Annotated in this window: 19 protein-coding genes; 14 read left to right on the forward strand and 5 right to left on the reverse strand. The window is 43.1% G+C overall.

The features are described from left to right. Positions 1 to 146: 146 nt before the first annotated feature. The 7 genes from lpxB to ACTUJY_RS20215 all read left to right on the forward strand — a co-directional run bounded on the left by lpxB (position 147) and on the right by ACTUJY_RS20215 (position 14854). On the forward strand, positions 147 to 1298 hold the full coding sequence (lpxB, locus tag ACTUJY_RS20185) for a lipid-A-disaccharide synthase (RefSeq protein WP_463617945.1): 1152 nt from the start codon (positions 147 to 149) through the stop codon (positions 1296 to 1298). Continuing rightward, complete coding sequence (gene rnhB, locus ACTUJY_RS20190) at positions 1295 to 1870, forward strand: ribonuclease HII (protein ID WP_463617946.1); 576 nt, start codon at positions 1295 to 1297, stop codon at positions 1868 to 1870. Before lpxB ends, rnhB begins: the two co-directional genes overlap by 4 nt. 35 nt (positions 1871 to 1905) lie before the next feature. After that, the gene (locus ACTUJY_RS20195) at positions 1906 to 2664 is read left to right on the forward strand and encodes a hypothetical protein (protein WP_463617947.1); all 759 of its coding nucleotides are present in this window, start codon (positions 1906 to 1908) and stop codon (positions 2662 to 2664) included. Next, positions 2657 to 2881 (forward strand): DUF1653 domain-containing protein, encoded by a 225-nt coding sequence (locus ACTUJY_RS20200; protein WP_463617948.1) that lies wholly within the window; start codon positions 2657 to 2659, stop codon positions 2879 to 2881. Before ACTUJY_RS20195 ends, ACTUJY_RS20200 begins: the two co-directional genes overlap by 8 nt. A 257-nt stretch (positions 2882 to 3138) precedes the next feature. Then, a complete protein-coding gene (locus tag ACTUJY_RS20205) occupies positions 3139 to 13482 on the forward strand; it encodes an Ig-like domain-containing protein (protein WP_463617949.1) in 10344 nt (3447 codons plus the stop codon). A gap of 2 nt (positions 13483 to 13484) precedes the next feature. Continuing rightward, complete coding sequence (locus tag ACTUJY_RS20210) at positions 13485 to 14411, forward strand: hypothetical protein (RefSeq protein ID WP_463617950.1); 927 nt, start codon at positions 13485 to 13487, stop codon at positions 14409 to 14411. A gap of 38 nt (positions 14412 to 14449) precedes the next feature. Then, entirely contained in the window at positions 14450 to 14854 is a 405-nt protein-coding gene (locus ACTUJY_RS20215; RefSeq protein ID WP_463617951.1) for a hypothetical protein, read from the forward strand. A 106-nt stretch (positions 14855 to 14960) separates the two neighbouring features. Here ACTUJY_RS20215 and ACTUJY_RS20220 read toward each other — a convergent pair whose 3' ends face one another. Further along, a complete protein-coding gene (locus ACTUJY_RS20220) occupies positions 14961 to 15941 on the reverse strand; it encodes a transposase (RefSeq protein ID WP_463617952.1) in 981 nt (326 codons plus the stop codon). Positions 15942 to 16110: 169 nt separating this feature from the next. Here ACTUJY_RS20220 and ACTUJY_RS20225 point away from each other — a divergent pair, with 169 nt between their 5' ends. The 4 genes from ACTUJY_RS20225 to ACTUJY_RS20240 all read left to right on the forward strand — a co-directional run bounded on the left by ACTUJY_RS20225 (position 16111) and on the right by ACTUJY_RS20240 (position 18187). Beyond that, positions 16111 to 16626, forward strand: a complete 516-nt coding sequence (locus ACTUJY_RS20225) for a hypothetical protein (protein WP_463617953.1) — start codon at positions 16111 to 16113, stop codon at positions 16624 to 16626. Positions 16627 to 16646: 20 nt separating this feature from the next. Then, complete coding sequence (locus tag ACTUJY_RS20230; protein WP_463617961.1) at positions 16647 to 17207, forward strand: papain fold toxin domain-containing protein; 561 nt, start codon at positions 16647 to 16649, stop codon at positions 17205 to 17207. After that, the gene (locus ACTUJY_RS20235) at positions 17185 to 17538 is read left to right on the forward strand and encodes a hypothetical protein (protein WP_463617954.1); all 354 of its coding nucleotides are present in this window, start codon (positions 17185 to 17187) and stop codon (positions 17536 to 17538) included. Before ACTUJY_RS20230 ends, ACTUJY_RS20235 begins: the two co-directional genes overlap by 23 nt. 232 nt (positions 17539 to 17770) lie before the next feature. Further along, positions 17771 to 18187, forward strand: coding sequence for a hypothetical protein (locus ACTUJY_RS20240; RefSeq protein WP_463617955.1), 417 nt, complete (start codon positions 17771 to 17773; stop codon positions 18185 to 18187). Positions 18188 to 18368: 181 nt separating this feature from the next. Here the strand turns inward: ACTUJY_RS20240 and ACTUJY_RS20245 are convergent, their stop codons facing one another. Genes ACTUJY_RS20245 through ACTUJY_RS20255 form a run of 3 tightly spaced genes read right to left on the reverse strand, consistent with a single transcriptional unit; the run spans position 18369 to position 20295 of the window. Next, positions 18369 to 18560: a hypothetical protein gene (locus ACTUJY_RS20245; protein WP_463617857.1), complete on the reverse strand. Its 192-nt coding sequence runs from the start codon at positions 18558 to 18560 to the stop codon at positions 18369 to 18371. A 10-nt stretch (positions 18561 to 18570) separates the two neighbouring features. Further along, positions 18571 to 19377, reverse strand: coding sequence for an ExeA family protein (locus tag ACTUJY_RS20250; RefSeq protein WP_463617856.1), 807 nt, complete (start codon positions 19375 to 19377; stop codon positions 18571 to 18573). Positions 19378 to 19401: 24 nt separating this feature from the next. After that, positions 19402 to 20295: a DDE-type integrase/transposase/recombinase gene (locus ACTUJY_RS20255; protein WP_463617956.1), complete on the reverse strand. Its 894-nt coding sequence runs from the start codon at positions 20293 to 20295 to the stop codon at positions 19402 to 19404. Here ACTUJY_RS20255 and ACTUJY_RS20260 point away from each other — a divergent pair. The 3 genes from ACTUJY_RS20260 (at position 20287) to ACTUJY_RS20270 (ending at position 23550) form a co-directional block, all read left to right on the forward strand. After that, entirely contained in the window at positions 20287 to 22653 is a 2367-nt protein-coding gene (locus ACTUJY_RS20260) for a polymorphic toxin-type HINT domain-containing protein (RefSeq protein WP_463617957.1), read from the forward strand. The genes ACTUJY_RS20255 and ACTUJY_RS20260 overlap by 9 nt on opposite strands. A 1-nt stretch (position 22654) precedes the next feature. Further along, positions 22655 to 23101 (forward strand): hypothetical protein, encoded by a 447-nt coding sequence (locus ACTUJY_RS20265; RefSeq protein ID WP_463617958.1) that lies wholly within the window; start codon positions 22655 to 22657, stop codon positions 23099 to 23101. An 83-nt stretch (positions 23102 to 23184) separates the two neighbouring features. Next, complete coding sequence (locus ACTUJY_RS20270; RefSeq protein WP_463617959.1) at positions 23185 to 23550, forward strand: hypothetical protein; 366 nt, start codon at positions 23185 to 23187, stop codon at positions 23548 to 23550. Positions 23551 to 23574: 24 nt separating this feature from the next. Here ACTUJY_RS20270 and ACTUJY_RS20275 read toward each other — a convergent pair. Next, a partial coding sequence (locus tag ACTUJY_RS20275; protein WP_463617960.1) for an IS66 family transposase occupies positions 23575 to 23839 on the reverse strand: 265 nt, incomplete at its 5' end.

The following is a 23839-nucleotide window of genomic DNA, read 5'->3' on the forward strand; positions in this document are numbered from 1 at the left end:
AACTTAGAACTTAGAACTTAGAACTTAGAACTTAGAACTTAGAACTTAGAACTTAGAACTTAGAACTTAGAACTTAGAACTTAGAACTTAGAACTTAGAACTTAGAACTTAGAACTTAGAACTCAAAACCAAGTTTCTACTACCACATGAATAATAAAAAAGTGTTTATCGTCGCCGGAGAAGCCTCCGGCGATTTATTAGGTGCCGGATTAATTCGTGAATTAAAGCAAAAATATCACGGAAATATCGAGTTTTCCGGTATCGCTGGCGATAAAATGCAAGCGGAAGGGTGTGAAGCCGTTTATCCGATGGAACGATTGGCGGTAATGGGCATTTGGGCAGTATTGAAACGTTACCGAGAATTAACCAAGGTCAGAAAGCAACTCATCGAAAAATTAATAGCCGAACCGCCAGACTTATTTATTGGCATCGATGCTCCAGAATTTAATTTGGATTTCGAACTGAAGTTAAAGCAGGCTGGCATCAAAACAATGCATTACGTCAGCCCTTCGGTTTGGGCGTGGCGGCCAAAACGCATTTTTAAAATTAAACAAGCTGTTGATCACATGCTGTGCCTGTTTACTTTTGAAGAGCCATTTTATCAACAGCATAACATTCCGGTTACTTGTGTTGGGCATCCATTGGCAGATCAAATTCCAATGCAGTTAGATAGTGATTCATTTAAAGCCGAACTTGGAATTGCCGCGGATAAACCCGTATTAGCATTATTACCAGGCAGTCGGTCCAGTGAAATTAAATACATCGCCGAACCGTTTCTTAAAGCCGCGTATATTTGTCAGCAACAAAATCCCGATCTCGAAGTTGTCGTACCGTTGGTGAATCAACAACGTAAACAACAGTTCGAAAGTGTATTAGCCAATATGGAAAGTAAACCCAATATTAAAATGACATTAGGTAATGCGCGCGATGTAATGGCAGCTGCCAATGTTGTTTTAATCGCTTCAGGAACCGCAACACTGGAAGCGACGCTGTTAAAAAAGCCAATGGTAGTGGGCTACAAGATGTCGGCTTTCAGTTACGCTATATTCAGTCGAATGTTAAAAATAAAAAATGTGTCTTTACCGAACTTATTAGCTGGTAAAGCGGTTGTAAAAGAGCTCATTCAGTCGGATTGTACGCCGGAAAAATTATCAAGCGCGGTAATGGCGCTATTGCTTTCAAGTGAAAACACGCAGCAAATGAAAGAAGCTTTTTTAAATATTCATAAGGCACTTAAAAAAGACGCCGATCGCATCGCTGCGAATACAGTCACCTTACTTTTGGAACAACACTCATGAATCAAAAAGCGATGATGGTTGCCGGAGTTGATGAAGTAGGGCGTGGCCCGCTAGCGGGACCCGTTGTCGCAGCCGCAGTCATTCTGGATCCGGAAAACCCCATTGAGGGGTTGACTGACTCAAAAAAACTGTCGGAAAAAAAGCGAGAGCTTTTATTCGATGAAATTCAAAAAAAAGCGTTAGCCTGGGCATTGGGTCGAGCCGAGGTAGATGAAATTGATCGCATCAATATCTTGCAAGCGTCGCTGGTTGCCATGCAACGTGCGGTTTCTGCCTTATCAGTACCTGTGGAGCATGTGTTGGTTGATGGCAACAAATCGCCCGATTTCGGTGTTCCATCTACACCAATTGTGCAAGGCGATTTAACTGAGCCGGCCATTAGCGCTGCATCGATTATTGCTAAGGTAACACGCGATCGAGAAATGGTTCGGTTTGATGAAGCGTTTCCCGGTTATGGCTTTGCTAAACATAAGGGATACCCCACCAAACAGCACCGTGAGGCCCTACAATCGCTTGGGCTTACACCCATTCATCGCAGGTCATACGCACCGGTTCAAAAAATATTGCTATAATTTGAACTGACGCTGTCTAGTTGCTGGAGTGATGGTTGTCGATAGATCTTGAAAATGTTGATCCAAAACACTGGGTGCTAACCCGGTGCGGTAAGGTCGTGCTGGTCGCTAACCACTCGGTCAGGGATTTTTCCTGGGAGTTTGCCGAGCTGGATGACCCGCATGTTTTGCAACGTTGCCAGCAATTCAAAATCGATCCTAACTTATTCACCATTAACCATCCTAAAATTGAAAATGTCGACGATGCGATCGCGCAGCAAATTCCCTTCTATTATTGGACCGAGCCTAACGACATTACCTATTCGGTTTTAAATGTTGCGGAAAATGAATCTCAAATTATTTTTTTAAAGAGTAACGAAATCGACTTGTTAGTCGGTAATGAAAATTGGAATATTATTGCAAAGGAACACCCAGCGAAAATCAGTTTTACAAAACGGCTAGATATGTTTCAAGCACAAAGCGATAAAATTTCCAATACGCTGTATTTTTTAGGCGAGGACAATGGCTGGTTGGTAATGCTCAGCATGGTTGGAAATAGTATCGATGATACGATTTGTGTAAAAGGGATGATCTTTCATAGTGATCCTCAGTTGCAATTAAACAGTCAACAAAACTGGGAACGTCATGGTAACAAAACCTTGCATTTGGCGTTTTCAAAACGAGGCAGTTCAACCCACATGCAAGATTCCATTTGGGTCAATGTGGGTTGGCCTAATTCAACGCACTGCTTACGTTCGCACTTAAGAATTTCGGAAAAACTGGTTAACGATAATCGATTTAAAGTCAATGAATGAAAAAATAAAGCCCGGTATTTATCGGCACTATAAAGGCAACGAATACTTGGTTTTGGATGTTGCCAAACATTCCGAAACCGAAGAGTGGATGGTGGTGTATCAGCCTCAATACGGCGATCGAATGTTATGGGTTCGTCCTCTAGACATGTTTTTAGAACAAATCGTAATTAAAGGAAAATCGGTGCCCCGCTTTGAATGGATTCGCAAGGTAAGTTAAAGCTCGTTCGATGTCATTGCGGTGATTATAAATACCTCGATCGTACTTTTAATCATTCTAAGAACCTTCGATCATGCCTTGAGTTAAAAAAAGTGCCAAATTCACATATCTCATAGTTGTATAAAAATCGACCAGAGTATATTATCTGCGGCCCTATAAGTTTCTGGCTGCATTTTGCTCAACTTAAAACACTGAGTACTGCGAACCGATGCTTGTAGTCTGGTTATAAAAAGCAGTTATTTATTCAGGTGTTGTTGATGTTCCATAAAGCCTTCCGTGTTTTCTTTTATTTTTCTTTTGTTTCCTTCTCGTTAAATGCCTTTGCTTCCTCGTTAACCTTATTGGATAACACAACGTTTGTCCGCTCAAAAGGTAAGCCACGCATTGAAACGGTGCGATTTAACAAGCAAGATGCGACCGATATTCAATTGGTTGTATTTAATGGTGGAGCGCAACATCAGTATTGCCGAATATCGAGTGCGAATATTTGGTTGAATGATGTCAAAATTTTCGCGCCGAATGACTTTAATAAAAACGTTTATCGGCTAGAACGATCGCTCGAATTACAAGACGTGAACACCTTGTCGGTTCAACTGCGAAGCAAACCAGGTTGTGGTATTGAAATTGGTGTTGTGGGTGAGTCCGAAACCCCGGAACTGAGCATTACTTCTCAACCAAGTGCTAACGCGCAAGTGGGAGAAAGTTATCGATACGATTTAAGCACCAATAGGGAGTTAGACTGGAGTCAGGTCACGCAAGAGTTGATCAATGCACCCAGTGGTATGCGTTTTTCGGATGGACAAGTTCATTGGGTGCCGCAGTTATCGCAACAAGGTGAGCACTCAATCACCTTATCCATTTATCACCCGAATTACGGTACCGCTCAACAAACTTTCCAGCTCCAAGTGGTTCATATAAATGAGGCGCCAGTGGCTCAAAATTTGAGTGCAACGGCGAACGAAGACAGTTCGGCAGTGATTCAATTAATCGCTCAAGATAGCGACGGTGACTCGCTAACGTTTGCTGTTGTGAGCCAACCTCAGTTTGGCGTGATCCAACAAGCCGGACAGCAGGTGACTTACACTCCTAAGGCGAACTTTTTTGGTACGGATCAATTTCAGTTTACGGCAAATGATGGTCAATTAACGTCGAATACGGCCAAGGTGACGATTCAAATACTCGGCGTTAACGACGCGCCAATAATTACTTCATTACCAGTAACGCAAGCTCAGGAAACGTTTTCTTATCAATACGAGGTTACCGCTACCGACCAAGACAATGATGCTCTTGAATACTCATTAAGCACAGCGCCTGCCGGAATGACGATAAACGGCAGCGGTGTGATTTCCTGGAGTCCTGAACGAGGTCAAGCGGGTGAGCACTCGGTTGAAGTTCAAGTCTTGGATGTGGAAGGCGCCAGTGATCAGCAGCGTTTCACTCTTGTTGTTGAAAAAGCTCCAAACAGTCGACCAGTGGCATATGCTCAAACCGTCCAGGCGATGGAAGATACCAGCAGCAGCATCCACTTAGTTGCCATTGATGTTGATGGAGATGCATTAACGTATCACATTATCAGCTCTCCAAAGCTTGGTCGGTTATCTGGCACAGCACCACAGTTTTCTTATTTACCTAATGCAAATGTTCATGGACAAGATGTGTTTACTTTTAAAGTAAACGATGGAACGGAAGACTCTGAAACAGCGACGGTGACCATCACTATCACAGCGGAAAATGATGCGCCATCGGCTGAAAACTTAATCATTAATACTGAAGAAGAACAGGCGGTACACATCGCTTTAAAAGGCAATGATGTAGACGGTGATGCGTTAACTTATCAAATCATTGCGCAACCCAAAAGCGGTAACTTGAGTGGTGAGGCTCCTAATCTTATTTATCAACCCAACAGCCAATTTAATGGTTCGGACAGTTTTGAATACTGGGTTAACGACGGAGTAGTAAGTTCCAAACGCGCCCATGTTGCAATTCAAGTCAGTCCGGTAAATGATGCACCGGTAATAGTGTCTTCACCAAGTCTTCGAATCGAAGAAAAAAGTGTGTATACCTACCAGGTATTGGTGACCGATGTTGATGGTGATACGGATTTTTCTTACGCGTTAAAAAGTGCACCCAGTGGAATGACAATCGATGAACAAAGTGGCCTGATTACTTGGCAGACAACGACAACCGATGTGGGCGTTCATTCCGTTGATTTAACGGTTTCTGATACGGCAGGATTACATGCAACTCAGTCTTTTGAGTTAGAAGTGATCGATGTTAACACGGCTCCAGAAATTACTTCAGTTCCAGTGGCGTTTGTTGTCGCAGGGCAAACATGGCGTTACCCATTAAGTGCCACCGATGCAGACAATGATCCATTAACCTTTCAAATGATTGAATCTCCCTCAGGCGTTGCATTTGATGCAGCCGTGCCTATTGCTGAATGGTCAACGGATTCTATTGATCCTGGTTTGTATCAATTAACGTTTTCCGTGAGTGATGATAAAGGTGCAATCTCTACACAATCCGTAGCGCTTGAAGTTTTATCAACCGAGCGACGCAGTAATCATGAAGGCACGGAATTTTGGTTGCCCATGACCAAAAACTACAAAGTAACGAACAGCCAATACCACATTTTTTTGAGCACGCAGCGAGAGCAAGTTGAAGTGACCATCGACATACCTGCTCTTGGCAGAAGCGAACGGCTAACGCTGAGTCAAAGTGCTATTGCAACTTACACTATTGCAGCGGAAGAGTTTATGGCTATTAACGGATTTAATACCCATCAAATTTTGGAAAGGCAGGCCATACATATTTCAGCATCGGATAATATTTCAGTTTATGTGTTGAACCAGCGCGATGCTTCGTCCGACGGCTTTCTTGGTTTGCCAACCAATGTATTAGGCAAAGAGTACGTTGTTGGTCAGTACACGTTGTTGGATTATCAAAAAACGCCCATCGTCGGTCTGGTGGCAACACAAGACAACACTCAAGTAACGATTGATGCCACGATGGACCTTTACTTTCGTGAAAATCAAGAACAACACGGTAATGATCATGTTTTGGTAGGCGAAAGCCATACTTTAACTTTAAATGCCGGTGATGTTTACAATTTAGAAGCCAAAGGATCGGCTCGAGCAGATTTAACGGGTTCCATTATTTCATCCGATAAACCCATTGCCGTTTTTGGTGAGCACAACTGTGCTTATGTACCCAAAGATTTTATGGCGTGCGATCATTTGGTTGAACAGTTACCTCCTGTAGAAAGTTTAGGGACGGATTATATTACCGCTCCTTTTTATGGAACCGAACCTTCGTATACGGGAAGTTGCTATCTTCGCACGACTCGATGCGGCGATATGTTTCGAATTGTGGCATCAAAAGCAAACACTTTGGTCTATATCAATAATAAACTCGAGGCGCATTTGCAGAAAGGAGATTACTACGAGTTTTTTTCGCATCTGCCAAATGTAATTAAAACCAGTCAGCCTACCCTTCTTTTGCAATTTGGAACGGCTTTACAACATAAATCGTCCTCCGAAATCACAGGCGTATCCGATCCTTTTATGCTGGTTGTGCCCCCGTTACAGCAATTTATGCAGAGTTATACCGTTAATACCCCGCAAGTGGGAATTGCCAGAAACTTTATTAATTTGATTGTTCCCAACAGTGCAATTGGCAGTACTCGGTTAAACGGCGAGTTGATCGATCTCTCTCAACTGACATCGATCGACAATCGTTATTCATTTGCACAGCTAGAAGTGAGTGAAGGGAAACATCAGATCTCATCAACAGAAGGTGTTGGGGTTTATCTGTACGGTTACGATCATTACGAGTCTTACGGTTATTTGGCTGGAATGGCGTTCACTCTTCCTGAAAGTGTCAATGAGTTGCGTATTTTAAATGCCGGCGACGTTTCCTTAGGTGAGCAAGCTTGTCTTATCTTCGAGGCGAAAGACACAAATAAAAAGCCTGTACATGGTGCTCGATTGAATATTACGGTTTCTGGTTCGCAGTCATTGAGCACTTACGCGATGACCGACTTTTTAGGAAAGGCCGAACTGTGTTATGACGGTTGGGCCAGTGGTATCGATCGGGTCACCGCCAGTGTCGGCAATGTATCAGCATCGGGTAACATTTCTTGGCTGGAAAGCAGCAACAACGTTGCACCAAAGATCTTGTCGATGCCACAACTCGAAGTGACCAACGGACAACATTATCAATATCAATTGTCAGTCACTGACCTCGAAGGAGAGAGTTTAAGTTATACGCTTATTGAAGCACCTGGTGGTATGACCGTTGATACTAACGGATTAATCCAATGGAACGTCAGCCGATTGATTGATAATCAAGACTTTGGTGTGACGGTTCAAGTGACTGATGCACAAGGTGCCAGCGACGAGCAAGCCTTTATGCTCACACTGGCAACCGTTAAAAACCACGCACCTGAATTTGGTGTGGAGCAACACGCAACCACGGGTGTTGTGGGGGTGCCTTATGTGTATGACACAGCCAATGCTGATAAAAGTGTTGATGATCTGAAGTATTTGTTTAAAGGCCGCGATACCGAAAATGATGGGCTGCAGTATCGGTTAATTGATGCACCCGCCGGTGCCTACATCGAATTCAACGAAATTGGCGATCAAGGCCCTTCGTGCGTGGGCTGTCCGCAATACTTGCGTTGGATACCACAAACTCCGGGTCAGTACACGTTTGGCATTCAGTTGCGCGATGCTTTTGGTGGTGACGCAAGCAGTGTGAAGCAACTGGTTGTTGATGTGGCTGAGAACCAACCACCAGCCATTACTTCAACACAACCACCAACAACGGCATTAGTTGGTCAGACTTATCGATTTCGAGTCGACATTGATAACGATGTGGGTGTAGGTGTTTTTGATAACCTCGATAATTTACAAGTGGTGCTAGAACAGGCTCCAGCAGGCATGCGTGTTGAGCTCGTCAGTGATTCATATGCTCAAAGTCGCTTTTTTGTCACCTGGCAACCTACCGCTTCGGCTTTGGGGCAACATACTGTTCGTTTTCGAGCTACCGATCGCTTAAACCAAAGTGCGCCTCTGCAATTTACCATCAATGTGGTTGACGATAACGAATCGCCGATAATTCATTCTACGGCCATTACTAAAGCAGAAGTTTCGATCCCTTATCAATATCAGGTTGTCGCTTCCGACCCAGATGGAGATGCGCTTTCCTATCGTTTGTTGGTTTCACCAAATGGAATGCAAATCGATACCAATGGATTAATTACCTGGCAACCCAACGATGAATTGTTGGCAAACAGTAATCATTATATTTGGGTAGAAGTACTCGACGCGCGCGGTGCAACGAGCGTACAACAATTCTATTTACGCGTTGATCCCTTTGTAAATCGCGCGCCTTATTTTGTTTCGTCCTTCCGACCGAATACCGCGCAAGTGGGAGTGAATTATCAACATCAGGCCTTGGCGATTGATCGCGAAGGCGATACGCCCATTCGTTATGCGGTGAGCTCCAGTGCAACGGGAGTAACGATAGACCAAACGGGTAACCTATCCTGGACACCGCAAAGCGAAGGCCGTTTCTGGATCAGTGTCAGAGCAACCGATAGCCAAGGTCATTACGCATCAAGAAATAATTTATTTTGGTATGTGGATGTACTGGCTGCCAATGCACCTTTCGATGCTGAGCTCACGCTTTCGCCGAGTCGTATCATTGATCTTGGTGAAACAGTCACTCTGGGTATTGAACCAATTAATGAAGCATCGAGTGTTACTGCAACGTTACAGGTGGATGGAGAATCTGTTGAGGTTACTCAAGATTTAACCGCGAAAATCACACCGGATCGAGTGGGTAAACTGTCTTTGTCGGTTACCGTGAGTGATGGTTATCAAACCGTGGTTCGAAGCGCAGAAGTATTGGTGCGGGATCCGGCGGATACCACACCACCGACAGTTGCGTTTACCTCACCCGTTCATCTGGATGAGCTAACCAAGCCGACCGATATTTTAGCGACGGTGACCGACGAGCAACTGATGGAAACTTTGTTGTTGTATAAGCCGGCCAATGAACCCATCAGTGACAATTTACGCATCGACGATTTTATCGAGCTTTATCGTGGGCCGCGTGCGTTTAACGCCGAAAAAGTGGCTACTTTCGATACCACTCAACTGTTAAATGGTACTTATCATCTGTTGTTACAGGCAACCGACGCGAATGGAAACACCAACGCGCAACTGATTGCGGTGAACGTAACGGGTGATTTAAAAGTTGGGCACTTTTCGATAAGTCTGGAAGATTTAAACTTACCGATGGGCGGCTTGCCTTTGTCTGTGACACGAACCTACGACAGCCGTCGTAAAGATGAACTTTTGGATTTTGGTTACGGCTGGAGTGTTGACTATCAAAGCGTACGTATTCAAGAAAGTGATGAGCCCACCAAAGGTTGGACACAACACGAAGGCCGAGGCTCATTTAATGTGGGTGGTAACATCATTCAATCGAGCGCGGTGTGTATTGTGCCGTCTTATGGCAAAACGGTAACTGTGACTTTACCAGGTGGTGATACGGAAACTTTCTCTGTCGCGCTTAAGCCAACCAACGATGCGCCTCGATCGCTATCGGATCCCAATTGTTACATGGCTTCCGATCGCAATTACGATGTGTACTTTATTCCCAAAGGGAACACGCAATCGGTCCTAACTTCAAACGATGGTCTTAGTTTGTATTTGTCGGAGCTCGACAACGGTTATTTATCCCTTGCGGGCGAAAGTGCGGCGGCGCTAGTGTCTGAATACACGTTAGTCACTCGTAACGGATTTGTGTATCACCTTGATCAAACGTTTGGGGTAAAGCAAATTACCGATCCCAATGGTAATACGTTAACTTACAGCGATAACGGCATCGCACACTCGAATGGTTCCAGTCTTACATTTGAGCGAGATGTACAGGGTCGAATACAAAAAATTATTACGCCTACGGGTGACAGCATTGTTTATCAATACAATGCTCAAGGTGATCTTGCTTTCGTGACCGATCCAATGAAGGCACGAACCGAGTATCGATACAAATCTGGACATTACTTGGAAGACATCATCGATCCGCTCAATCGCAAACTTCTAAAAAATATTTACAACGAAGAGGGGCGACTGATCGCGCAGGAAGACGAACAAGGCAATCAAACCAATTTTGAGCACAATGTTGAAGGTCGTGAATCAGTGGTTACCGATCGATTGGGCCGGACGACCATTTACTACTACGACGATAAAGGCAACGTTACCGAGCAGGTGGATGCGAGTGGCGGAGTGACTTCCTACGTTTACGACGATCGTGGCAATGAATTATCGAAAATGGATGCTCTCGGGCGCACCACTTCGGCAACTTATAATGAAGCCAATGATCGGTTAACGGAAACAGACGCACTGGGCCGTACTACGGAGTACACTTACGACGCATTAGGTAACCCTAAAACTATTAAAGAAGCCTCAGGACATATCACGCAAACGGTTTACGATGTGCGTGGAAATATTCAGAGCCTTACCGACGCCGCCGGAAACGTAACGCAAATGACGTATTTAAGTGGTACTTACGGTTTGCTAGGCAGTGTTGTCGACGCCTTGGGCCATGAAACAAAATACACTTACCATCGATTGGGTTTGGTTGGCAGCGAAACCGATCCGAGCGGCGCGGTAACCACATACGATTACGATGACAACGCTAATCGAATTAAAGAAAAACGAAGCCGAACACTGGCTAATGGGACTCAAGAGGAACTGATCACTTCCTATCAATACGACGCGCGTAATCGACTCATTAAAACCATCTATCCAGATGGCAGCACTAGCGAAACGGAATACGATTTAATGGGTAACGAAGTAGCCAGCATCGATGCGCTTGGTCGCCGCACCGAAATGGAATACGACGCTTACAGTCGACTGACGACGACGCGTTACCCCGATGGCACTCTTGCCACTAAAACCTACGATGCGGAAGGCAATGTAATCACCGAAACCGATCGCAATGGCAATACTATTCGCTTCGAATACGATAAATTGAATCGCGTGATCAAAACTATCGGGGCCGATGGTTCAATCACCGAAACCGAATACGATGCTGTTGGACAAGTCACCGCTAACATTGACGCTTTGGGGAGTCGCACCGAGTACGAATACGATGCCAATGGTCGTCGCATAAAAACCACAGACGCGCTCGGCAATGTGCATCGGTTTGCTTACGATGAAAGTGGCAATCTTATAAGCGAAACCGATGCGTTAGGTCGCACCACGGAATACGAATACGATGCGTTGGGTCGAAAAATCAAAACCACTTTCCATAACGCATCAACGGTATTGAGTGGCTTTGATGCGCTGGCCCGAAAAACATCCAGCACCGACCAGGCCAATATCACCACGCAATATCAATACGATGCAATGGGTCGCTTAACCAAAGTCATCGATGCGCAAGGTAATGAAACTTCCTTCACGTTTGATGAGCAGGGCAACAAGCTCACGCAAACGGACGGAGAGGGACGAACCACGCGTTGGACTTACGACAACATGGGGCGTGTGCTTTCACGTACTTTACCTATGGGACAGATGGAATTGTTCACTTACGATGTGCAGGGGTGCACAAGTGCCGTGGGTGCAGGAAGCACAGGAACGGCCGATATGTCGTGCCGATTTGAATCGCGCACCGATTTTAATGGCGATACCACAACCTATCAGTACAACGAAAACGATCAATTGATCCAAACAACTTATGCTGATGGTTCAACGGAAACGTTCACTTACGATGTGTTGGGCAATCGCCTCACGGCAACTGACGCATCCGGAACGGTGAGCTATGAATACGACGTGCGCAACCGATTAACTAAGGAAACCAAAGTTAACGGCGAAGTGTTGGAGTACCGTTACGATGCTAACGGCAACAAATCGCAATTTAAAGTGACTTACAACGATGGAACGGTTCGTACAGAAAACTTAACCTACGATTCACTGAATCGTTTGCAAAGTGTCACCGATACCGAAGGTAACGTAACCTCTTACGGTTACGATGCCGTCGGCAATCGCACCAGCGTCAGTTACCCGAATGGCAGCAGCCAAACCTACACTTACGACGACTTAAATCGGTTAATCAAACTCAGCCATTACAATGCGCAGGGTGCGTTGATTAATGAGTTTAATTACACGTTGGCACCCACCGGACATCGCACACAAATTGAAGAGCTGAGTGGTCGCACCTCGATTTATTCGCACGATAGTTTGTATCGACTGGAACGCGAAACCATTCTCGACCCCATCAACGGCAACTATGAAGCCGAATACCGGTTCGATAAAGTCGGCAACCGGGTGTACTCCATTATTAATGGTGTGCACACCGCGTACACTTACGATAATAACGACCGCTTAACGCAAGAAGGCGGCGAGTATTACACCTACGACGATAACGGCAACACACTCACCAAAACCATCGACGGGTTTGAAAGCCGTTACACCTTTGATAAACGCAATAAGTTAATCGCAGCGGAAATCAACAACCAGGGCAATATTACTTCTACATCGTATCAATACGATGTGAACGGTATTCGCACTGGAAAAACAGAAAGCGGAGAAGTCACACACTTTATTGTCGATAACAACCAAAGTTACGCGCAAGTGATTGCGGAAACAGACAACACCCACACCGTTAACAAAGAATACATTTTTGGTGACGACCTCATCAGTCAAACCCACAACAACCAAAGCCATTACTTTATGGTGGATGGTTTGGGAAGTACCCGAAGCTTAACGGACAGCACAGGCAATATCTCGGATGAATATTTTTACGATGCCTTTGGAGTGACGCTGGCGCAAACCGGCACTACCGATAACGACTATTTATACACTGGCGAACAGTTCGACCGTGCGTTGGATAATTATTACCTAAGGGCTAGGTATTACGACCAGAATTTGGGTCGTTTTACCCAAATGGATACTTGGATGGGGATAAACCGAGACCCAGCTACACTTCACAAGTATTTGTATACTCACGCGGATCCAGTAAACGGAACCGATCCCAGTGGTAATGCGACATTGTCTGAAATTAGCTCAGCCGTAAGAGTTCAGGCAAATCTAGCTCTTAGAACTACAGCCAATAGATTAGTAGCAGTTGCAGGTAGAAACCAAGTTACACAAATGTTATTTGGTCGCCCTCCGAAAGACTTTGGATTGGTTGGTAATTTGATTTCCGACTGGGCTGTAGATGCGGTAACATTCCACCTAGGGGGAGCATTCTCTAGTGGCGCGACATTTGGAACTGCGGCACATAGTACTTTACAGGATATTATTGAAGGAGATATCGCAAACTATCGACCTCATCCTGATGTTCTAATTGAGGCTGAAGTATTTTTCCTTGATGATGGCGATGGCGGCGGCACTCGAATTCCTGAAGGTCAAAGAAGAAGACAACGAGGAGCATTAGGAATTGATATCTTGGTCAGCTATAAGAATGAACCGATAATTGGATTTGATTTGAAAACAGGTAGAGGATTTACGCAAAGAAGAGCTAATGCGGTTTACAAAAGAACAGGCGTTGGCGTTGTAGAAATTACAATTGACTACTTTCAGGATTGATAATGATTGATTCACAGCTTAAAAATTTGAGTGAAAAACTGACTCCTATATTAGAGGTGAATGGGTTTGAAGTGATTTTCAAATCCAGCCTCAGTTATGTCAGGTTACATGAATCTGTTTATCAGGTAATTATTTTCTCCCTAAGTAAAACTAGCAAAATTCGGATGGAAGCTTTTGTTTCTGACAAAAATGGAAATAATGTTGGTGGAAGACTAAATAATTCCTCTATTCTCTCTGCAAATAGTATTGGTACAGATCGAACCTGGTCACTTGACGAACATGAAAAAGTGATTCAGGTTGTTAATAATGTATTAATTCCCTGGTTTTACTCTATCGACAATTCGGAGAAAATTGATCGAGCTAGAGTTATTGGAGAGCAAAAGACAAGTTATTCTCTATCAATAAAAGACTACGCTAAAGTTACTAATCAATATAAAAGTAAGCTTAAATCTAGAGGCTACTCTTTAGTCGACAAGGCAAAAATGACTAGCCTTTTAGAGATTAACTTAGCTACATTTTTAGCGGATAACGGATTTGCTAAAGTCGATGAAAAATATTATATAAGAGAACGTGATTCGATAAGTGATATCATAGCAATAGAGTTAATTAATTACGGATCTCATGTAGGATTATTTTATTTTAACTGGTTGAAAGAAATGGATCTTGAAGGAAAAGGATCGTTTACTAGAGACAATGCTTTACTTCTTAATGGCGGATTAGTTCATGAGCAAGAGTGCGATGTTGATGGAACACCTTATTTGATAAGTGATTCAGCTTCAGTCACCGACTCATTCGAGTCTATAAAGAGTAATTTAGAACAAAAAGTGTTTCCTGCGCTTGAATTAATTTCAACTAAAGAAGAATTTATAAAGTCAATTCATCCAAGTATGGTAAGAATGGCTCAAATGATTCCTGGGTTAATTGATTAGAGGCCAATTAGTTTTTGTTTTTAAAGGCTGTAATTAGAATGATGGAACCTAAAGCTGTCAATACTTTGGTGAAAGAAGCTGAGAATCTCAAGAAAAAGGCGATAGCTGATTTATCGGGTAGTTTACCAGCAGCTTTAGAGCATTTGTTTTCAGAAAACTCTCTATTTTTTGATGAAGAAATATTGGCCCAATGGCGTAGAGATGAAAGGTTTGATGAGTTAATTGAATATGTTTCTTATCAGTATGATGAAAGAGGCGGAGAGGAGTTTTGGAAGCAGGTTTTGCTTGACCTCAGGTTGAAGAAGGAAGAAAAGAAGGCATTGAAACTGCTAGATTGGTTAAGTCGGGACACCCATACCTTAAAGGTTGAAGTTTTATATCAGTCAGGCAGTAAAAATTATTCAGCAGTCGTTAAAAGTTTAGCTTTTTGTGAAGAATACTAGTAATAGTTGAGTGAGCGACGGTGAAATGAGGGTTTCGCTCTGAACTCGAATGCAGGAACGCATCAGCGTCGGGCTGATGGAAGTAATGTTTTGTATTGAGTTTGTTTTAGGTGTAAAGCTTTCGGCTAATCCCAATACCCTTAATAAACTTCTGTTCAATGGTTTCGATGTAGTGCGTTAAGGAAGTAGGTGAGCCCACAACATTTAAACCGGCAATGTCATCTTTACGTCGCATCAGTTTTAAGAAGCCGTCAGGCTCGAGATTGAGGCGCTTTAAAATGGGAGGCAAGTTGCTTGGAATATAACCGCGTTTGTCGTCTCGGATAATACGACCGGTGGTATCGACCAAATCAAAATAATCTTGAGTTGAAAATGAAAAGCCATGTTGATGCGCAGAGTGCTTCGATTGTGTGAGTGGCATAAGCTTTACTTTGTTTTCAAGCGGCAGGCTCTTCTTTTGTTTGATGCGTTGCTGAATGGAAGTGAAGTCCGATTTTTCTGGTGTTTTTGACATATTCGCACGAATGGGATTTAAATCAACATAAGCCATGGCGGTTAAGACAGCGGCCTCGTCAAGTAACGCTTGAGACTTGAAACGTCCTTCCCAGAATCTACCAGTACAGTTGTCTTCCTTATTCGCTTCGCGAGCCAAGTGCTCATTTAACAACCGCATAAACCAGGAAATATCCATCAGTCTTTGACGCCAGTTTTCGATAATGTCCTGAGCCATTTTAGATAGGGCGGGTGTGGTTTCTTTTTTTAGATACCGCTGTACGAGAAGTGGAATGTTACAAACGCGTTTCCAGCGGCGAACAACGTTGGCTTCACTCCAATCCCTTGCCTTTTCAACATCGACACGTAGAACAACGTGATAATGATTGGACATAACCGCGTAACTGGCCACTTCAATGGCGAAGGTTTTGGCCAGATAGTCTAACCGTTCCACCACCCAAGTTTTACGGTGCTCAAAGCTCTTACCGGTAACAGAATCCTCTCCGCATAGAAAAGCGCGTCGAACACAACGGGCGATGCAATGATAATAGGAGGTTTGATTTAAATCGATGAGCGTATTTCTGGCGCGTGTCATGGTGTTATGTCCGTATATTTCAATAAGTCCTGCACGTAACTTAATCAATTTGAACTAGTTGGTCAAGGTGAAATCTGTGGTTATTGGTTTTGAGCTGTGGGTGTCCTCAAAGTGCCGTTTTTACCTAAGGGCTAGGTATTACGACCAGAATGTGGGTCGTTTTACGCAAATGGATACTTGGATGGGGCGAAGTCAGGATCCGATCACCTTGCATAAGTATTTGTATGCTAATGCAGATCCTGTTTCGTACACTGATCCAACTGGTAACTTTAGTTTGGGAAGTATTAGTGTTGGTCAATCAATTAGTGGTGTCCTAACTGCTATGACGGTTTACAGCACTGCTCAAACAGCTTTTCAATTTGCTTCTGGAGAGAGGGAACTCACCGCTAAAGAAGTGGGAATTGCATTGATCTGGGCATATGTAGGATCGAAAGCAGGATTGATAGCAAAGCCATTCCAAAAGTTATTGCAGCGCTCGGGTTGTCTGAGCAATAGCTTCTCACCAGATACATTAGTGACGAGCAAAGATGGATTAAAACGAATAGAAGATATTGAAGTTGGTGAGCTAGTCCTTAGCTATAACGAAGAAACGGGTAAAAATGAATACCAACCAGTAATGGCCGTGATTAAGAACGAAAAATTGACTGAGCTGGTCATTATAGAGTTGCAATCAGGAGAAAAATAGAAGCAACACTAGAACATTTAATTTACGCGAACGGTAAATGGACCCAAGCGAGAGAGCTTGCTGAAGGAAGTGTTCTTAAAGACGTACAAGGTAAAGAGGTACTAGTTGCCAAAGTTAGTCGAATTGTAAGAGTTGAAGTAGTATATGATTTAACTGTTAAGAAAAATCATAATTTTTACGTATCGAAAGATAAAGTATTAGTTCACAACATATCTCCATGCGAGAAGGCTGCGCAGGCATTAGCGAAAGCTGTACCAAAAGTATGCAAAGGAAAATATGTATGTGATGATTTTGCTGTTGAATTCGAAAAGTTACTGCTCAAACGGGGAGTAAAAGGAAGAAGACTCTGTGTTAAATCAATAAGAGCACCTTTCGTTGGCTCTCTTAGGCATGGTAATATTTCCAGAAATGATCAGCATTTTGCTGTTCAAATCGGAGAAATGGTTTTTGACAGTGTAAATCCTGATGGCCTTCCATATGCTGAGTGGGCGGATGATATTGGTGTTAATGACGGCATTGGAATTGATGTTTCGTCAGAAGATATGACAGGAAGCTATAATGGCTGTATACCCGGACGATGAACTAAAAAGATTTTTAAATTTTTTGCCTGTTTTAAGAAAGAGGCCAGGTATGTTTATATATCCAGTTACTCTAGAAAGCCTGAGGAATTTTTTCTCAGGCTACTTCTCTTCGCTCACATTTGAAGTTGAAGGAGGCTATAATTTTTTTAATCATTATGATCCTTCTTTTGGGGATTGGGTGGCAAAAAAAGAGGGTTTAAGAAATGCTCCAGGTTCAGGCTGGGCCGAGTGTATTATGGAAAATGTGAGCGATGATAATTCTGGGGTTATTCGTTTTTTTGAATATCTCGATGAATATTTGAATGATGTAGTTAAAGTTCAGAATAATTAGAAAATGCTTTCAAAAATATCGATTTTTTGATCATTGTTACCAGCAGGCTGATCACCGAATATCGGTTTGGATAACTGAACGGGGTGCAGATCTGTCTCTGAGCATAAAATCAAACACTTAGCGCGAAGAAATAACCGGATTTGATCAAATCATCACAGAATTACACGCACAAAAAAAGCACCATTTGTTTTGACAAAACGAAATATAAATTTCATTTACAAAGGTGCTTTCCATGTCACTATCTCATGCTCTGCCTTTGGCTTCAATATCAACCCAAGAAATATTTTCAGATTTGTCCAATTCTGTGAAATCGCTCTTCAAATTGGCCAAAATAGAAACATTTGCTCAACTCGAAATTGAACTCCATCAAATATTTGTCGAAGCTGAGCGGCAATGTATGCAGAAATTACTGGAACAGTACGATTGGGATGTTCCCGCTTTTACTTCAGACGATATCACTTATCGGAAAGCATCAAGAAACAAGCGGCGTTACATGACGCTGGCGGGCGAGGTCTCAGTAGAACGTACACTCTACCGAACGGAACGTAATGGTCCCACTTACGTAAGCGTCCAGCAAAACACACCTATCTGTAGTGTACCTTTTTCTAATCATACTTTTTGCCAAATTATTTATCATAATATGTATTAAAAAATAAACAGTTTTGCTGAATTAACGTCGTACACTATTTTGGTGTTTACCAAATTGTTGTCGTACTTTTTACCGATTTATTATCGAACACTTTGTGGATAACCTTTGGGTTTTCGTTTAAGCCTAAAAAAAGGGCTTTCGCCCTTTAAAAGAATTTGTTTAAATGCTCGCGTAGCGAGCATTAGAAAGGGTTTTTATTGTTTTCCATTTCGGACAATTCATTGTGGTGGTGAAGCTGTTCTTTTTGATGGTATTCAATGATGTCCTGACCATAGGTTTGCCAGATGGTGTCGCGAAGTTCATCCAGCCAGGTTAACAGGCTGTGAGCTTCATCCGGTGTCCAGTGGCTTTTGATTTGCATGAGCTTCATCATGTGGTTTCTCCTATGATGCTTGTTGTTGAATGAGTTCTTCGTGCGACCGCCAATGTGGTTGCACGAGGACTTGATTGACGTGAGTGATGGTTACGATTTTTTTGGTTTCTCTTGCTGCTTCAATGAGGCTGGCGTAGCTTAAGTTACAACACAGTCGCAAGTTGCCTTCCGCCGAACGAATGATGAGAGCCAGTGCATTTTCATCAAAGGTGTTAATACCCATTTTTGCTTTTTCCAGTTCTTTGACGATATAACGCTCCATGTCTTCGTCGTTGAGTGGTTTAATGGTCGCTGAGTAAGTAATGCGACTTTTGATGTCTTTGTTGGTAGTGAGCGACAGGTAATGCAGTAGCGCGGTTTGACCGAATAAAATCAGGTTATGATGTTTGGGAAAACGCTCAAACAGCAGGCGTAATTTACGCAGTACCGACACTTCCAGTAAGTGTGCTTCATCGATTAACACGTAAAGGGTTTTTCGTTCCTGAATGTGATTAAAGGCCGCTTGTATTAAATCGTTTTCAATGTTTTTTTCCGTGGTTTCCAGTTTAAAGGCGTCGGCCAGTTGCCATATAATTTGGCGATAGGTGTGTAAGGTGCGAGAACAAGAGACGACGGCAAATTCCCGCTGTTTATCAAGCGCTTCGATGTGTTCTCGTAAAACGGTTTTGCCGACACCGGGCTCGCCGATGATAACGGAGAATCCGCCTTGTTTGGCGTGAATGTTAATGATGTCGAAGATATGTTTTTGTTGAGGGAGCAGGTCGCTGAACTCACGTTTAAAGGGTGTGTGTGCGATGCCCCATATGGCATTGATCATGTAGATATGTCCTTTGTTGTAAAGTTATTGAGTTCGGCGTTGTTGCGCGTTGAAGTAAAGGTTAAGCGGTGATGCTTCCCCCATGCGGCGTTCGTTAAAGTAAACAATGAAGCGGTCGCGACAGTTTCTGTCGAAGCGTACCTGAATGGTTTTACCGCGTAGATCAACAGGGCATTCAAACTTTTGGTTGTTGATGGAAAAGACATTGACGTTAGAGACTTTGCGATTGTGTTCGACGTAAAAGACTTCATCGGTCACCTCATCGCACGTCAGGTATTGAATGCGACTGGCATCGAGATTAAAGCGATCTAAAGGTTTCATCTGAATACTGCTGTGGGGTTGGTTGTTGTAATGATTTTCAACCCAGTCTTGAGTCCGTTCATTGAGTTGTTCGAGTGAGTCGAAGTGTTGATGCATCACTAAAAATCGGTCTCGGAATCCTCTAAAAAATCTTTCAATTTTACCTTTTGCAGCACCGTCTCGAATGGGTGCGTGGGACAAGCGGATGTTAAGCCGAATACAGGCTTGTAGGATTTCTTTTGAGGTGTAATTGGCTCCGTTATCAAAATACAACCGCTCGGGTTTCCCGCGTTTATACAGAGCCGTGCGAAACGCTTCAATCATGTTATCGGTGTTGTCACGATAAAAGAATTCCGCGTGAGTGATGACGCGGGAAGCGTCATCAATGAAGGCAATTAAAAATGTTTTACGCCATTTGCCGTCGGACTGTTTGATCGAGGGGCCATACAGGGTATCCCCTTGCCATAATTCATTAGCGTACTGCATGGCGAAGGAGGAACGCAGTTTTTTCGTTGTTTCTAAATTAAGTAAATCGTTTTCCCGAATAAAACGATAAGGAATAAGTCGGGACACCCATACCTTAAAGGTTGGTACAACGAAAACGATCAATTGATCCAAACAACTTATGCTGATGGTTCAACGGAAACGTTCACTTACGATGCGTTGGGTAATCGCCTCACGGCAACTGACGCATCCGGAACGGTGAACTATGAATACGACGTGCGCAACCGATTAACTAAGGAAACCAAAGTTAACGGCGAAGTGTTGGAGTACCGTTACGATGCTAACGGCAACAAAACGCAATTTAAAGTGACTTACAACGATGGAACGGTTCGTACAGAAAACTTAACCTACGATGCACTGAATCGTTTGCAAAGTGTCACCGATAACGAAGGTAACGTAACCTCTTACGGTTACGATGCCGTCGGCAATCGCACCAGCATCAGTTACCCAAATGGCAGTAGCCAAACCTACACTTACGACGACTTAAATCGTTTAATCAAACTCAGCCATTACAATGCGCAGGGTGCGTTGATTAATGAGTTTAATTATACGTTGGCACCCACCGGACATCGCACGCAAATTGAAGAGCTGAGTGGTCGCACCTCGATTTATTCGCACGATAATTTGTATCGGCTGGAACGCGAAACCATCCTCGACCCCATCAACGGCAACTATAAAGCCGAATACCGGTTCGATAAAGTCGGCAACCGGGTGTACTCCATTATTAATGGTGTGCACACCACTTACACTTACGATAACAACGACCGCTTAACGCAAGAAGGCGGCGAGTATTACACCTACGACGATAACGGCAACACACTCACCAAAACCATCGACGGGTTTGAAAGCCGTTACACCTTTGATAAGCGCAATAAGTTAATCGCAGCGGAAATCAACAACCAGGGCAATATTACTTTTACGTCGTATCAATACGATGTGAACGGTATTCGCATTGGAAAAACCGAAAGCGGAGAAGTCACACACTTTATTGTCGATAACAACCAAGCCTATGCGCAAGTGATTGCGGAAACAGACAACACCCACACCGTTAATAAAGAATACATTTTTGGTGACGACCTCATCAGTCAAACCCACAACAACCAAAGCCATTACTTTATGGTGGATGGTTTGGGAAGTACCCGAAGCTTAACGGACAGCACAGGCAGTATCTCGGATGAATATTTTTACGATGCGTTTGGAGTGACGCTGGCGCAAACTGGCACTACCGATAACGACTATTTATACACTGGCGAACAGTTCGACCGAGCGTTGGATAATTATTACCTAAGGGCTAGGTATTACGACCAGAATGTGGGTCGTTTTACCCAGATGGATACTTGGATGGGGCGAAGTCAGGATCCGATTACGCTTCATAAATATCTGTATGCGAATGCTGATCCTGTGATTAATACAGACCCTACGGGTAATTTCTCTCTTGTTAGTCTTAGTGCAGCAAACAATATACGTTCAACTCTATCGAACTTGCAAATAGATGCAGGAATGAATTTGCTTGATGTTGCTACTAATCCAGATGCAGGTCGGCCAGATTTATTGCTTGGATTAGGTGCTATAGGAGGTGCAGCTTCATTTAAGTTGCTTCGGCGTTTATCAGGAAAGTTTAGAAGAGCGTGTAATAGTTTTACTAGCGAAACTTTAGTTGCTACGGCAATCGGTTTGATTCCTATTGCCAGCTTAGAAATTGGAGATACGGTACTTGCTTTTGATGAAGAGACTGGTCAAGTAATCGAGCAACCCATAGTTCATTTTATTGAACGAGAAGGTGAATACCAATTAAATGTTATTGAATTAGCAAATGGAGAATCATTAAACGCAACACCGGAACACCCGCTTTATACAACGATTGATGGTAAAGAGTGGCTTTGGGTTGAAGCTAAAGATATTAATACTCAGCACATACTTAAAACAAAAGCTGGTAATACCATACAGGTTAAGTCGAATAACTTATTAGACTGGACTGGTAAGGTCTATAATTTAACCGTTGATAATGACCACACGTATTATGTTGGTGATTCTGAAGTATTGGCGCATAATTCTAACCAGTGTGATATCAGTGGAGTAAACTGGGATCATATTTTTCATGGAGAATATCGCCATGGACGATTTAAAGGATTACATCACTTAGAAGGAGGGTTAAATTCCGCAGGTATAAGAATACTAAATAGAAGAAATGGCCCCAGAGATTTTTACGAAGCACTAGTGCAGAAAAGGGTAGTAATAAACGGACAGTGGCAATATATTAACAAGTCTGGCAATGGAGGTATTTCTACTTTCTTTCCTGATAACTGGTCTAGATCTAAAGTGAGAAGCGTAATTGTTTCAGCATCGGCTTATTTAAAAGGGCGTAGCGGTTCCGTTCCTTTAGATAAAATAATAAAAGATGCACCCTCAGGCGTAAGTATTCGTATACATATGTTAGGCAACAAAATAAATTCTGCCTATCCGGAGTTTTAACATGAATAGATTTAAAGTAAGTAAGTGCTTTGACGAGATAGATACTTCTGTTATCCGTGTTTACAGTAGAGATTCTAATGCATATGAAGTGAAAGTATTTTATGTAGACAAAATGCTTGATTCTTCGTTATTTGACTTTGCATTAGCTTATATAAAGCTAATGTCTTTAGATATCGCTGTTAGTGCAGATGGCGCAGAAAGTGTTTTTAATAACTTTGTGAATAAAGAGTTAGTGTATGAAAATATTCATAACTGCTCCATAATCAAGAGTGTAGATAATCATTTTGAAGGCTTTAGTTTTCGTGACGTTATTCCGGAAAAGTTGAGCTTTTTGTTTGACCAGACAATTTGCTCTCATGGTTGCGTGGTTAGTCTGGGTGATGATTTTCTTTCATTTTATGATTCTGGATTAAGGTATATTGGTATCAGTGTTGAGCATAAAGTATAAGTTTCTCCGAAAAGCTAGTGGTGACAACAACACGGGGAAAAACATTAAGTATTAAGTAAGTCAGGACATCCATACCTTACCCGTTGGCACCCACCGGACATCGCACGCAAATTGAAGAGCTGAGTGGTCGCACCTCGATTTATTCGCACGATAGTTTGTATCGGCTGGAACGCGAAACCATTCTCGACCCCATCAACGGCAACTATGAAGCCGAATACCAGTTCGATAAAGTCGGCAACCGGGTGTACTCCATTATTAATGGTGTGCACACCACGTACACTTACGATAACAACGACCGCTTAACGCAAGAAGGCGGCGAGTATTACACCTACGACGATAACGGCAACACACTCACCAAAACCATCGACGGGTTTGAGAGCCGTTACACCTTTGATAAACGCAATAAGTTAATCGCAGCGGAAATCAACAACCAGGGCAATATTACGTAAGCGTCTAACCAAACACACGCTTGACTACTGAGTCAGCTCAACGTTCCAAGGCATCAAGTACTCAATATTGTCCGGTGACTTAGGCATCTCTTCGAGTAGGAACGTGATGTAAAAGAATGGCGTTAATCCGTTTGCTTTAGCAGTTTCGATAATGGAATAGAGAACTGCACTGGTCTTGGCACCACTGGCGGTGTTGGCAAAGAGCCAGTTTTTTCGGCCAATAACGAAGGGTTTAATTGCGCGTTCTGCTCGATTGTTATCGATATTGAGTTGTCCGTCATCGATGTAT

The organism is Pleionea sp. WD8-19 (assembly GCF_055326765.1).